This is a genomic window from Nitrosopumilus adriaticus, assembly GCF_000956175.1.
Classification (GTDB): domain Archaea; phylum Thermoproteota; class Nitrososphaeria; order Nitrososphaerales; family Nitrosopumilaceae; genus Nitrosopumilus; species Nitrosopumilus adriaticus.
The window spans coordinates 162,937-176,340 of sequence record NZ_CP011070.1; the positions used below are offsets into that span (position 1 = coordinate 162,937).

Consider the following 13,404-nt stretch of genomic DNA (forward strand, 5'->3'; position numbering starts at 1 on the left):
AGTCACCTGTATATATTATTGAAAGAATGAACCAGTTCTACCATAAAGATATCATCTCAATTAAGGACTTTGACAAGGAATCACTAGAATCAATATTTTCTGCAACCAATAAAATAATGCAATTAGATCCTGCTGAAAGAAGGGAGATCTGCAAAGGCAAAACTTTGGGATATTTGTTTTATGAACCAAGTACTAGAACACGACTAAGTTTTGATGCTGCAATGGCATCTATTGGAGGAAATTCGTTAGGAATCTCAAGTGTGTCTTCATCTTCAACTCAAAAAGGTGAGAGTCTTGCTGATACTGTAAGAATAATGTCGATTTATTCTGATGTCCTTGTATTGAGACATACCTTGGATGGCTCTAGCAGATTTGCAGCTGAAGTTTCTGATAAACCAGTAATCAATGCAGGAAGTGGTACTGAAGAGCATCCAACTCAAGCAATTCAAGATTTATTCACAATCAAAAAAGAAAAGAAAAAGATTGATGGTCTAAAGATTGGAATCGTAGGAGATCTCAAATATGGACGAACAGTTTACTCTCTACTTTATGGACTAGGAAATTATGATGTTGATGTTCACTTAATTTCTCCTGAATCACTAAAAATTAGATCTGATTCAGTTTATGAAATTAAAAAGAGATTAGATTTTGCAGAATCAACTGACATTACAGAAACAATAGATGAACTTGATGTGCTCTATGTTACAAGAATTCAAAAGGAGAGATTTCCCGATGAAGAAGAATATCTCAAGGTCAAAGGAAGTTATGTAGTAGGATTAGATTTGATTAAACAGATGAAAGATGATGCAATTGTTATGCATCCGCTTCCAAGAATTGATGAAATCTCACCAGATGTTGATAAGACAAAAAATGCAAAATACTTTGAGCAAGCTGAATATGGAAAATATACCCGTGCTGCAATTTTGGGCTTGACACTTAATGAAAATGGATTTTAATTTTTTTAAGAATCCGTATTCCATATATCTAGAGAGATTTCAATAGAACTGTTGACACAAACTAAAGTAATTCCAATTTTTCCATTAGACTTAGTTCTATTCCCTAGACAAGAACTCCCCCTTAGAATTTTTGAGCCACGATACAAGCAATTAGTTGATGATTGCATGATAGGTGATGGTCAATTTGGTGTCTGTCTTCTTGATGAAAATAATACTGTAAATGGTTGGAACTCACCTAAATTAGTTGGAACTATTGCTAAAATTACTAAATGTGAAGACGTTGAGATGGATGGCTTACAACTCCACATTGAAACTATAGGAAGAAATTCATTTAAGATAAAAAAAATCATTCCTCCATCTATACCCCAACCTGAAAACTATGATCCATTATCAGTTGAAGGACATCAAGAAATTTCTAACATTCATGAAAAAATTGGAACAGAAGAAAAAATGTACATTCAGGCAGAAGTTGAAATGATTCCAGAAATTGATGAAAATATTTCTCTAGAAAAATGGGAGAAATTAGTTGAATTGTGGAAAAAGAAAATTGTAAGACAAGCATTACCTCAAGTTGTGGAACCTCATGCTTTAGATCATGTATTGGAGCAATACTATCTAACTACTGATACACCTACTGTTGATTACATTTACTCATTATCTGCACTTGGTGCAAAAGATCCTAATGAACTTCAACCGATTTTGGAGGCCACAACTATGGATGAATTAATTTTAAGCGTAGAAGAATTACTGACAGTAAAATAACCCTTGAATCTCTAAAATTATGTTGTCTCTAAAAAAATTTTCAGTCATTGTTCTTGTGATGTGTTTGGTATTTCCTGCAAGTAATGTCTATGGACATGGATTTGGGATTGAAACAATATCTGCAATTGATGTTCAAGGCAAAAATTTGTCAATTTCAGTAGAGATGCCAATGTATTTTGAAAATGCCCAAGAACAAATCACAATTACAGCAACTGAAGATAAAACAAAGGAGAACGCAAAAAATGTTACATTCCTCATTGGATTATTCCATGAAAATGAAATGATATTTAGAAATTATTTTTTTGCCGATGATGGAGTGTTGAAAATTAAAGTAAACCCAACACAAGATGAAAAAATTACAATTCATGGCGAGCAAGACTCGTTACTTGGAGCATGGCATGGAACAGAATCAAATCCAATTGAAATTACAGGTCCATTATTTACTTCATCTGGTATGTATAATTTTGAGATTGAGATTAGAACTATTGATGAGCCTACCAACATTATAGAGAATGCTGGTGTCTATAATGCTGATTTGAGCCTCATTGAGACTGTCTCTTTTATGCAAAAGGATTCAGAAAACAATGATGTAGAGTTTAGATCAAAGTCCTACTTTGATTCAATTTCTAATTTCAAGTATGATTATGAGGCTAAACAGGTTACATTTGAAATGCCATTTGATTGGAGTGAAAAGCAATTATCACACGTATCAGTAGTTCATGTCGAAACTCATTTTCCAAAAGATTTTGTAGAGTTTCTGTCTCCTAGCTATTCTGCATATGTAAATGACATTGAATTATTCAAATCTTCAGTATCTGTTGATGATTATACTGAAGACCATGAAAGAATCGTTCACCTTGTAATGTTGGAAGATCATTTGCGATTTTTGAAAAATGAAATGAAAAAAAATGATGAACCGCTACCAGACAATATGAGTTTTAGAATATCTGCTAGTACAGATACGGCATTTCCATTAGAAGCCTATACAAAAAGTGAGGACTTTAAAGTAAATCTGTCATGGGATCCTGTAGAAGTTGAGCCAGGAGTTGATACTAATTTTATTTTTACAATTAGAGACGGAAGAACAAATGATCCATTAAGAAATTCTGATTATACATTTGTATTAATACAAAATGGAAAAGAAATTCATCGTGTATCTGGTTCAGCTCAAGTTGGAGGAGAGTTTGAGAAATTTACCTTTGCTGAAGATCAAACTGGTCCTACAATAATTAAATTTGAAAACATTAGAAATACAGGACAAGAAACAGAGTTTGCCCTAGTTGTTGTACCTGAGTTTGGTACAGTTGCGATGATAATTCTAGCAGTTGCCATGATTGGGACTATTGCATTAAGAGGAAAATATCCTACTTTATCCCTATCTTGAGTGAATTTCTTAGTAAATCTATATATTTCTAGGCTCAAAAACCACTTTTATAATTATATATGAGTTTCTAGTGGAACTAATGGTCGTATCTTGGATAAGAAGGAACTGCGTAAAATTGTCGGTGATGTAAGAAAACAAAATTCCATATTTTCTAACAAATCATTTCTTGATAATCTAATGGTTCCAAATTCAATAGTTGGACGAGAATCAGAATCAAAAAAATTAGTAGACTATTTGCTCTCATATGAAAAGGGCCTGGTTGTTCCGCTAGTTTCAATTTATGGTAGAAGCGGATCTGGAAAATCAACCATTGTCCAATTTGTTTGTGAAAATTTAGATTTGGATTTTTGTTATGTAAATTTCAGAAAAGCAAAGACCGTCTTTGGCTGTGTCAACCTAATCCTATCTGAGATGGGACATCCAAACCTAAAAAATGCTCAGGGAATAAACTCTGCATTTTTAATTTTGGAGAGATTGATAAAAGAGACACTTGAGAAATCTGGAAACTCTCTATTTGTTTTATGTCTTGACGAATTTGATACACTATTTTATGACAAACGAGGCAAGCCTTCAGACTTTGTTTACAAACTTGTCGTCCTTGTAGAAAAACTTCGAGCATTAAAAAAACACATGTGTATTGTAACAATATCAAACAAAGTGTTATCTGAATTTAATTTAGATGACAGAGTCATATCTAGAATTGGAGCTTCGGAGATTTACTTTGATTCTTATTCTCAAAGCGATGTGCTAAAGATAATTCGCAATAGAGCAAAAAAATCATTTTTAAAAAAAATAGATGATGACGTTTTGCAGCATTGCGCCAATATTAGCTCAGAAGAACACGGTGATGCAAGACGTGCAATTGATCTTCTTAGGACCAGTGGCGAAATAGCTGGAATTGAAAACAAGAAAATCTCAAAGAGGCATATAGATGAGGCAGTTTCCCAGCTACAAAAAAATCAGATAACTACTATAATTTCTGGCGGCTCGTATCATTTCAGGCTTGCGTGTGCTGCACTATCCAGGCTCACATATGTCAATGATGAAGGATGGCACAGCACATCTGATCTATTCAAGCAGTATCAGCAAATTATCTCCTCTGATACTAGGCAGATATCTTACAGACGATTCTCAGAGATGCTAGTTGAATTGGTAAACTCTGGCATTGCAGTATCAAAAACGGAATCTAGGGGACGACATGGGTATGGTAGCCAATTCAAGCTTTCAGTTGATCCTGATTTGATTGGTAACTCTTGTTTTCCTGACTGGTGGCCCAGTGTTGTAGAATCAAAAAAGAGAAAAGACGACGCAATTAGAAGTATGAAAGCCCTCAAGTCGCTTTCTTTTGGAAGACGTCGTTCACGATTTGGTAACCTATATGGTGATCTTGGATTGTGAAAAATACAACATGGTTTCTGGTTGACTAAACTCGTAAAACAAAGATTGGTCTATGATAAATAAATTGTAATGTTTACATTGTAATGAATAAAATCAAGGATTAATGCCAGATGATGATGATCTGCCAAAAGATCTTGCTCATATCACACCTGCATACAAACGCGCATTATGGGTTGTTGTTTTAATCAATGTAGGTTACGGACTTGCAGAAATGATTGGGGGATTCTTGGCAGATTCTCAAGCACTAAAAGCTGACGCACTTGATTTTCTAGGTGACGGTTCAATCACATTCTTGGGATTACTTGCAATAGGATGGGGTTTGAAATTACGTGCTCGCTCAGCTCTTCTACAAGGAATCTTTCTTGGCGTAATGGGAATAGCAGTACTTGGTTATACGATATATCGCACACAAGTTCTGCATGTTCCAGAAGCTGGAATGATGGGAGTCTTTGGCTTTGGTGCACTTTTGATAAATGTACTTGCTGTTATCATATTGCTTCCACATAGAAAGGGTGACGCTAACGTACGTGCAGTATGGCTCTTTAGCCGAAATGACGCACTAGGTAATATTTTGGTAATAGTTGGTGCAGGTTTTGTCTTTTTGACAGGAACCTCATACCCTGACCTTATAGTAGCTGGAATAATTGCAAGTCTCTTTTTACAATCATCATTCTCAATAATTAAAGACGCTAGAAATGATCTAAAACAATCTAAATCAACGTAATCTGAGGATTCCCACTCTATCATTTGAGAATCATCTATGAAATTTGGTATATGCTTTAAATTTAACAAAAACACTATCAAAAAAGTATGAAAAATGTATTATTTTCTGGAATCTTAATTTTTGCTATTGCTACAATTTCACTATCATTAATTTCTGAACAAGTCATGGCACAAACCATGATGAGTCCAAGACAACAAATGATGATGGGAACAAACCCAAATCAAGTAACATGTGCTGATGGTCTAGTACTAATGATGAAAAATATGGGGATGACTGCATGTGTTAATCCTGATAGTTATCTGCGATTGGCAGATAGAGGATGGGGCAATTGGGATATGAATATGATGACAAATGATCCTCAACAAATGCAACGTGTAATGAATAGTATGCTAAGCAATCAGCAAACTGGAAAACTTTGGTATGATGTAATGAAAAATGATCCTCAGCATTTACAGACAATGACTGATCAAATGAAAACAACCATGATGAACAATCCTCAGATGATGAGTCCTATGATAAATACAATGATGGATAATCCAGAACTACGCCAACAAATGATGGACATGATGACACAACACCAACCAATGATACAGACAATGCGAGGAAATAGCACTATGATGAATATGATGAATGGAGGTTCAATGAATCATGGAATGATGGGAATGATGAATGATCCAGAATTACGTCAACAAATGATGGATATGATGATGAACAATCCTCAGATGATGCAAGACATGATGAACAATGGAATGATGATGAATATGATGAATGGTAAAATGATGACTGGAAATATGATGGGAAATAATATGATGATGAACAATAACATGATGGGAAATAATATGATGAATGGTAACATGATGGGTTCTGGAATGAACCAAGGTATGATGGGTAAGAACATGATGGGTAATTCTATGATGGGCAAAGGAATGATGATGGGCAACATGATGGGAATGAATCATGGAATGATGTCAAATATGAATAACATGAGTGCTATGGGAACTGCAATGAATGATCCTGAACTAAGACAACAGATGATGTATGACATGATGAATCATCCACAGATGATGTATGACATGATGAACAATAATCAAATGATGAACATGATGAATATGGGAACTATGATGAACAGTAATTGGACTATGAACAATCCACAAATGATGAATAACATGATGGGTCAAATGATGAATGATCCTCAAGTAATGCAGAACATGCATGATATGATGTTAAACAATCCTTGGCATATGCAAGGAATGATGGGAAACATGATGAGTCCAATGATGAATGCCATGATGGATGATCCTGAATTACGTCAACAAATGATGGATAACATGATGATGCATCCACAAATGATGCAGAACATGATGAATAATCAACAGTTTATGCAACAGTTGATTCCGTAATCTTGGAATCTAAGAAAAAAATATTTGTGGCCAGTGCAATTATAGTAGTAATAGTAGTTGTAGCAATATCTCTAGTTGACTCATCTCTTATTTCAGAATCTACTGAAAATACTGATTATTCTAAAACAAATGACTCACGAATAATTGATTGGCGTCATGTTCACGGTGTTGGTCTAGATCCTGAAGATAGTTCTATTTTGTACATTGCAACTCATGGTGATTTCTATCAAAGTATCAGTGGCTCTCCCCCTGTCAAAGTAGACAAGGTAAGAGCTGATTATATGGCATTTAATGCACCTCCAATTCCAGGCATTCCACTTTATGCAAGTGGTCATCCATCTACTGGGGGAAATACTGGATTGATCAAAAGTAATGATGGCGGAATTACTTGGGAGCATGTTTCAAATGTAATAGAACCTCCTGTTGATTTTCATGCAATGGCAATAAGCAAACAAAACCCAGAAATGATAATTGGGTTTGATAGTGGTGCAAGAGGCTTGTTCAAAACTACAGATGCTGGAAAAACTTGGGACACTCTAGAGTATCCAGAATACATTTCTGCACTAGCAATATCACCTAATAATTCTGAACTAATCTTTGCAGGAACTGGCAAAGGAATCTTCAAATCAGAAAATGGGGGAAATACTTGGATTCATCTTGATGCATATAGGGATTTGGCTGTATTTGCATTGGCATTTGATGATGATGGGAAACTGTTTGCGTCAGTCAAAACATTCGGTCTTGTACAATCAGATGACCTTGGTGATTCGTGGGAAAGCTTCCAGCATGTTGATCTTACAGTTACAAGCATAGCTGCAGATTCACAACACAAAGAAATCTACGTTGGAGGTTATTCATCTGGGGGATTTCAAGAAGTCTATAAAATAAAATATGATTCAAGCACTTATGATAAGATTGGAACCAATAAAGGGTTGAGATGATTGGAATCTAAAAAACAATTTTGTAATTACTGTTCTGAAGACACATGTTTGCTAGATTGTGAAATATGTGATCCAAAGTTTGACAAGGACTGTAATTGTTACTGCTAAATTATAGTTAGGACTAACATGTTAAATTCTCTTCATCATTTAACATATTCCAAAAGTCAAATGCAGTGTATTGTTCTGATACTACATATGGAATCCCAATAACTGTGGTTTGAAATTGTGTTACTACATCCATCTTTCTAGGATCGATTCTAACGGTATTGTCACTACCACTAAACAAATGATCAAAGTGCATGAAAAGGGTTTGCGAATACTCTATTGAATCCGAAACATATTCTCCATTTGCTTTAACTATTGAATTTGGATCGATAATTGTAGAATCAATTACATAGGTTCCTAAAAGTTCTTTTTCAAAATAGATCAGTATGCCCAACTCATTAAAACTTGCAGGAATCCATGAATTGTTACAAATATTGATTTTAGTATCTACAGTATACAATGAAAAAAATCTAAAAAGATTATCGATTCCACCAAATTCAAGTTGTTCCAAAGCATAGACATTCAATAATGAATATCCTACTGTGCCAAGTATGACTATAATTGCAATACAACTAATTATTTTTTGTTTTTCCATATCTATCCAGTAGGATTCATCAGTATTGCCCGTTCATTAATTTTAGAGTCATAAGTTCCAACTACAATATCCCCTGCTTTTGCATCACATGGACCAATGTTTACAGAGAATCCATCATAGGATTCGGCAATACATCCGTCTGCAGTGTTTGCAATCACTTTGACTTTTTCAGTTACTTCATCAGGTGCGACATACCAATTTAGATATCCAAATAATGAACCTGCTACTCCTACTATTGCAATTACAAGAAAAATTGTAAACTTTGAGTTTTCAAACAATACTTCAAATAAAAAAAACCAGTATAATAATTACAGATATGTTTTATGGTTGTACTAATTTAATATTCTAAAAAATCTAATATTCTAACAGTTGTTGATGAAAAACATTACATTAATCATCAAGATCCATTAATCCGTGCTCACTTTCTATTTGAACTGTACAATGGGTTATACCAAATTTTTCATTCATTCGATGATTGATTTTTTTTAAGATTTTATCTGGTTGCTGTAATGCCTCTTGTTTTATTTTTATGTGAACTGTCATTGAAAAAAGATTTGAAGTTAATGTCCATACGTGAAGATCATGAACTTCAATAATTTCTTCTATATTCAAAAGATCTTTTGTTACATCTGATACTTTGATCTCTTCTGGCGTACCTTCCATGAAAATATGAATACATTTCTTACACAATATTATTCCAGAACGTAAAATAACTAATGCAATTCCAATACTTACAACTACGTCAACTATAAAGTTATTAGATAACATCATTATTACTGCACCAACTATAACTCCGATAGAAGAAAGAAGATCACCTAATACATGAAGATAAGACCCATGTACATTTAGATTTGAATGACTATGTTTTTCAAGTCTTTTAGCCATTATGATGTTAGTAACAAGACCTACACTAGCAAAAATTATTAGTATTATTGTATCAATTTCTGGTGGTTCAAAAAATCTTTTGTTGGCTTCAATTATAATAAATACTGATGTTGCAACAAGTGAAATTCCATTTACAAACGCTGCAATAATTTCGACTCTGTGAAATCCAAATGTAAGTGCTGAAGTGTGTTTCTTTTTTGCTATTCTAAAAGCAACTAATGAAATTCCTATCGCCACAAAATCTAGCATTACATGAAATGAATCAGCAATAAGGGCTAAGCTATTTGATAGTATGCCTCCCACAAATTCAAATACAAATAATGATACTGCTATGACAAAAACAATACTGAGATGTTTTTCTACATCTGAATGTATTTTGATCAATTAGTACCTGAATGTATTTTCATATTAAAATCAGATGATCCTTACTGAAACATATGATGATACTACCACGTCTTGTAGTTGTATACTTAACAGAATTTTATAATCTCCCTGATGTGCTTTTTCATCAACGATTATCAAAATTGGGATCTTCACCATCCTGTCTGAAATTTGTGTTGGTTCTGGGTTTGTTTTGATTTTGATTAATTCAGAATTTGAATTTCCAGATAAAACTAAATCAATATTCTGATTTGTTTGAGGTATAGCGGTAACAAAGATTTCTTTTTGTCCTCCTTGTTTAATCGCAATGATCTCCTTTTCTATCTCAAGTGAAATCGGAATTGTAATCGAAGTGTCTAAGACCCCAATGTTATTTTCTACCCATTCTGTAAACCAAACTTGTTTATCTTTGAAGGCAAACCCAAAACTTTGAGACAAACCGCAGTCAGTTAAATCCCCGCAATCTGACCAGCTAGGATTTTTTGATGGAATATCGTATTCTATTAGTGATTCAGACTCTGGATCAAACACTGCCAATCTGTTCCCTGTTTGTTGATTAAACCACATTTTTCCGTCTGAATCAAATGCATTCCAATATGGACGAGTAATCGGCGTTTTGATTAGTCCTGAGGCATTTCCATAAGTCAAAACTGATGGCTTTGATGTGACAAATTCTATCACTTTTTTATCCTCTGGATTGAACTTGTAAAATGAATTTCCTGCAGTATCTGCAATCCAAATTCCTCCTAATGGTCCAATCGCAACACCATTTGGAGCTTGAATTGACTCTGGTAGTGTATATTGCTCTACTTTTTGTGTAATGGAATTTGTTTTAACAAGAATTATTTCTTTTTGATATTTCCACATAACAAACCACATATTCCCTTCGTTGTCAACAACTGCCTGGCTTGTGAAGAAGCCCTCTGGAATTGAAAGAGTGGAATTTGTATATTGTCCCTCATCTAATTTTTCATGATTTAAAACAACTATTTGATTTCCTGTGAAATCATTAATTACAAAATTGTCATTGTAAAGAGCAATTTTTTGGGGAAATGCTTTTTTTATCTTACCTTTAATTTCAAACTTTGAGTATGTTTCATCTGGAATAGAAAATCTCCATATTGCTCCATACTTGTCATCTGTAAACCAAATTTCATCATCATCCGTATATGCAATTCCCCACATCATTGATGCACCATTCAACGACCACATTTCATTTTGGTATTCTGTAAATTCTTCAGATTCTGGATCAAACATTGCAATTTTTCCTGTATTAGTTTGTGTAAACCATATGTTGCCTTTAGGATCAGCAATTATGGAAAGGGGCTGGGTGCAAGGAGTTGGGATTTCAAATTCTTTGATATATTGATTTGTTTTGGCATTTGAGCTTCCACAATGTTGCTCTCTTTCATCTAAGGAATATTTGTCAGCAGGAGTCCCTGTGATTTCTATTACATGTTCATCATTCTCTTTTAGTGTTTTAGTTGATTCATCAAATACACTGATTGCTAGTACTACGATTATTAAAAATACAAATCCAGTGACAAAATAAATTGGTTTTTTCACATATCAAACAAACTTCAATCAGTTATAATTGATCAGTATGTTCTATCATTGTACTAATGGATATATCTGGTATAACTATAGAATTTTTGGGAATATTTTTTATGAACTTGTTAAATCAGGATTGTGGTATTGATGGAACCTGATGATTTTCTTAGAGATGAATATGCTAGATTAATTCTCAAATCAACAACTACCTACAAACCTGCCTCTGAGATACACAAAGAAACTGGAATCCCTCTTGGTACAATTTATCGTAGACTAGAGCTTCTCAAAAATGCTGGATTATTACAGGTTGCAGGATATATTGAAAATGGCGTTAAAGTGAAAACTTATCACAACAAGCCTAGAAGATACCATGTTTCAAATCCTAGAATTTCACGAATTTTGGAAATTATTCAAAAAAACCCTGCTATTTCATATCGAGACATACAAAAAATATCTGGATATCCTTTTGGTACTTTATCTAATTCCTTATCTAATCTAGAAAAAGACTCTAAAATTACTGTCAAACGTTTTACCAGAAGAACACATCATTTTCCCTCACACATCCCATCTGTTGAATATCCTGTGTTAATTAATCTAAGAAAAGAAACAGCAAAAAAATTATAATTTTTCTTGCAGAAAATAAAAAAGGCACGTATGCAGACTTTAGAAAATGCACAAACAGAGCTCCTTCTACGATTTCTATCACTCTAACTAATTTAATTGAAGAAAAAATAATTAAAAGAATTTCTGATTTCACACCTTATTTTATTTTAGAAGATCCACAATTTGTACAAAATATCTTGGCCAAAATTTCTCCAAGTAATACTGATAAAATGAAAGATAGGTTTGCAGATACCTTTTCTTATTTCTAGTCTGATCTAAAAACACCTATTATGAAAAAAGACAGCATTACAAGAATTAAACTATGGGTGACATAACCGTGTATGCCATACGTATTTTCAAAAAATGGGTAAAACAAATTAACCCATGATGTACTTTCAGCTATTGTAATTGCAACAAACGCACAAAATACCATTAACAATCTTGTACTTTTAAATTCTCTATATGTAAGAAATCCCAATACTGATAAGAATGAACCAAAAATCAAACTGACAACGTGAATTGCATAGTATCCTCTCTCCGAAGAATCTATTTTCTCAAATCCTATTGGAACTGAAATCAAAAGAATTGCTGCTGCCAATATCAAAAGAACATTTGTTTTATCTTTGGTTGAAAGTGTTGGTTTCTGCAATATCTTCCTCTAAAATTATTTAATTTTAAATTCTTTGGAACAATGGTAAAACAATCTCATCATTAATTAGAGTTGAAGTAAATTAATTATTTATGAGTGTGCTTGAAAAAAACTATAGAGCATATGCCATGCATACTCTTTTTTTTACATCTGTAGTCTTTTTGTTAGTAATTGGTAATGGTAAATACTCTCATGCTGAAGACTATACAATTAGTATTCCGTTTGGAGCTTTCAATCCTGAACTAAACACGCCTGCAGAAGTCTGGTATGATCCTCCTGTACTCTCTATTCATGTAGGTGACTCTGTTACCTGGGTAAATGATGATCGTGAAGGACACACAGTAACAAGTGGTGATGGTGCTGGTAGATTTGAGTGGATGGATACAAAGGAATTGGGAGAGCCAGATGGGATATTTGACAGTCAGCGATTCATGCCAAATGAATCATGGACATATACATTTGATAAGGCAGGAACTTTCAATTATTTTTGTATAATTCATCCTTGGATGAGTGGAGTGATAGCTGTACAGCAAGCTATTCCTGATTACCCTCATGACGCACAAGGCAATAAAATTGAAACTTTTCCATTAATTCAGTTCACTCCAGATAAGTTAATAGAATTTGATCTGACTTGGGAGCCAAACATTATCAAGACTTTTGAAAAAACAACATTTGTTTTTCAAACTTATGATGGGCTAACAAATTCTAATCTAGACAAGATGAGATATGATATGATAATTACCCAAAACGGCAAAGAGGTATTTCAAGATTCAGGTATTACCCAAGTTGGTGGCGATTACAGAAATGTAATTTTTGAAACCTCTGGTCCTATAGAAATTAGATTTCAAAATATCATAAGTAGTGGAACTTCAGGTATTGATAGTGTTGCAAGAGAATCTGTAACCCAACCTCTCTTTCGTACTGTTGTATTCTCTACAATAGTATATGACAATCCTGAAAAGTTTAGTGCAACTGAAACTATGGTACAACCTGCACAAAGATTAGATATCTATTATGAATTGTTAGTTGCAATAATAACAGTTCCTGCATTAATGCTATTGGGAATTGTCATTTACATGAAATTCAAAAAACCTGATATACGTTCACAGGAGATGTCCACTCCCATCTAA

General features: G+C 33.7%; 14 protein-coding genes. 9 read left to right on the forward strand and 5 right to left on the reverse strand.

The genetic code is table 11. The features are described 5' to 3' along the window. Nucleotides 1-26: 26 nt before the first annotated feature. The 7 genes from pyrB to NADRNF5_RS10630 all read left to right on the forward strand — a co-directional run bounded on the left by pyrB (nucleotide 27) and on the right by NADRNF5_RS10630 (nucleotide 7,565). Nucleotides 27-956, forward strand: a complete 930-nt coding sequence (pyrB, locus tag NADRNF5_RS00940; protein WP_048114778.1) for an aspartate carbamoyltransferase — start codon at nucleotides 27-29, stop codon at nucleotides 954-956. Between the two features lie 51 nt (nucleotides 957-1,007). Then, the gene (locus NADRNF5_RS00945) at nucleotides 1,008-1,718 is read left to right on the forward strand and encodes an LON peptidase substrate-binding domain-containing protein (RefSeq protein WP_048114780.1); all 711 of its coding nucleotides are present in this window, start codon (nucleotides 1,008-1,010) and stop codon (nucleotides 1,716-1,718) included. Between the two features lie 19 nt (nucleotides 1,719-1,737). Next, nucleotides 1,738-3,102, forward strand: coding sequence for a PEFG-CTERM sorting domain-containing protein (locus NADRNF5_RS00950; RefSeq protein ID WP_048114782.1), 1,365 nt, complete (start codon nucleotides 1,738-1,740; stop codon nucleotides 3,100-3,102). 90 nt (nucleotides 3,103-3,192) lie between these two features. Then, nucleotides 3,193-4,500, forward strand: a complete 1,308-nt coding sequence (locus NADRNF5_RS00955; RefSeq protein WP_048114784.1) for a Cdc6/Cdc18 family protein — start codon at nucleotides 3,193-3,195, stop codon at nucleotides 4,498-4,500. 103 nt (nucleotides 4,501-4,603) lie between these two features. After that, nucleotides 4,604-5,224: a cation efflux transmembrane domain-containing protein gene (locus tag NADRNF5_RS00960; RefSeq protein WP_048114790.1), complete on the forward strand. Its 621-nt coding sequence runs from the start codon at nucleotides 4,604-4,606 to the stop codon at nucleotides 5,222-5,224. Between the two features lie 86 nt (nucleotides 5,225-5,310). Then, nucleotides 5,311-6,624, forward strand: coding sequence for a hypothetical protein (locus NADRNF5_RS00965; protein ID WP_048114792.1), 1,314 nt, complete (start codon nucleotides 5,311-5,313; stop codon nucleotides 6,622-6,624). Nucleotides 6,625-6,626: 2 nt separating this feature from the next. After that, on the forward strand, nucleotides 6,627-7,565 hold the full coding sequence (locus tag NADRNF5_RS10630; protein WP_052661849.1) for a WD40/YVTN/BNR-like repeat-containing protein: 939 nt from the start codon (nucleotides 6,627-6,629) through the stop codon (nucleotides 7,563-7,565). A gap of 121 nt (nucleotides 7,566-7,686) precedes the next feature. On the opposite strand, the gene NADRNF5_RS00975 is transcribed toward NADRNF5_RS10630, so the two are convergent. The 4 genes from NADRNF5_RS00975 to NADRNF5_RS00990 all read right to left on the reverse strand — a co-directional run bounded on the left by NADRNF5_RS00975 (nucleotide 7,687) and on the right by NADRNF5_RS00990 (nucleotide 11,037). Further along, on the reverse strand, nucleotides 7,687-8,205 hold the full coding sequence (locus NADRNF5_RS00975; RefSeq protein WP_048114794.1) for a hypothetical protein: 519 nt from the start codon (nucleotides 8,203-8,205) through the stop codon (nucleotides 7,687-7,689). 2 nt (nucleotides 8,206-8,207) lie between these two features. Beyond that, a complete protein-coding gene (locus NADRNF5_RS00980) occupies nucleotides 8,208-8,483 on the reverse strand; it encodes a hypothetical protein (protein ID WP_048114796.1) in 276 nt (91 codons plus the stop codon). 112 nt (nucleotides 8,484-8,595) lie between these two features. After that, the gene (locus NADRNF5_RS00985) at nucleotides 8,596-9,474 is read right to left on the reverse strand and encodes a cation diffusion facilitator family transporter (RefSeq protein ID WP_052661850.1); all 879 of its coding nucleotides are present in this window, start codon (nucleotides 9,472-9,474) and stop codon (nucleotides 8,596-8,598) included. A gap of 30 nt (nucleotides 9,475-9,504) precedes the next feature. Continuing rightward, complete coding sequence (locus tag NADRNF5_RS00990; protein ID WP_237089295.1) at nucleotides 9,505-11,037, reverse strand: Vgb family protein; 1,533 nt, start codon at nucleotides 11,035-11,037, stop codon at nucleotides 9,505-9,507. 132 nt (nucleotides 11,038-11,169) lie between these two features. Between NADRNF5_RS00990 and NADRNF5_RS00995 the strand changes: the two genes are divergently transcribed. Continuing rightward, nucleotides 11,170-11,646 carry a helix-turn-helix domain-containing protein gene (locus NADRNF5_RS00995; protein WP_048114798.1) on the forward strand — a complete coding sequence of 159 codons (477 nt, stop codon included), beginning with the start codon at nucleotides 11,170-11,172 and terminating at the stop codon, nucleotides 11,644-11,646. A gap of 244 nt (nucleotides 11,647-11,890) precedes the next feature. On the opposite strand, the gene NADRNF5_RS01000 is transcribed toward NADRNF5_RS00995, so the two are convergent. After that, nucleotides 11,891-12,274 carry a hypothetical protein gene (locus NADRNF5_RS01000; protein ID WP_048114800.1) on the reverse strand — a complete coding sequence of 128 codons (384 nt, stop codon included), beginning with the start codon at nucleotides 12,272-12,274 and terminating at the stop codon, nucleotides 11,891-11,893. Nucleotides 12,275-12,366: 92 nt separating this feature from the next. Here NADRNF5_RS01000 and NADRNF5_RS01005 point away from each other — a divergent pair, with 92 nt between their 5' ends. Continuing rightward, nucleotides 12,367-13,404: a cupredoxin domain-containing protein gene (locus NADRNF5_RS01005; protein WP_237089296.1), complete on the forward strand. Its 1,038-nt coding sequence runs from the start codon at nucleotides 12,367-12,369 to the stop codon at nucleotides 13,402-13,404.

What these genes read in the sequence shown, in the direction of transcription:
- pyrB (WP_048114778.1), top strand. Translation starts at nt 27, where the DNA reads ATGAACCAGTTCTACCATAAAGATATCATCTCAATTAAGGACTTTGAC.
- NADRNF5_RS00950 (WP_048114782.1), top strand. Translation starts at nt 1,738, where the DNA reads ATGTTGTCTCTAAAAAAATTTTCAGTCATTGTTCTTGTGATGTGTTTG.
- NADRNF5_RS00960 (WP_048114790.1), top strand. Translation starts at nt 4,604, where the DNA reads ATGCCAGATGATGATGATCTGCCAAAAGATCTTGCTCATATCACACCT.
- NADRNF5_RS00965 (WP_048114792.1), top strand. Translation starts at nt 5,311, where the DNA reads ATGAAAAATGTATTATTTTCTGGAATCTTAATTTTTGCTATTGCTACA.
- NADRNF5_RS00975 (WP_048114794.1), bottom strand. Translation starts at nt 8,205, where the DNA reads ATGGAAAAACAAAAAATAATTAGTTGTATTGCAATTATAGTCATACTT.
- NADRNF5_RS00995 (WP_048114798.1), top strand. Translation starts at nt 11,170, where the DNA reads ATGGAACCTGATGATTTTCTTAGAGATGAATATGCTAGATTAATTCTC.
- NADRNF5_RS01005 (WP_237089296.1), top strand. Translation starts at nt 12,367, where the DNA reads ATGAGTGTGCTTGAAAAAAACTATAGAGCATATGCCATGCATACTCTT.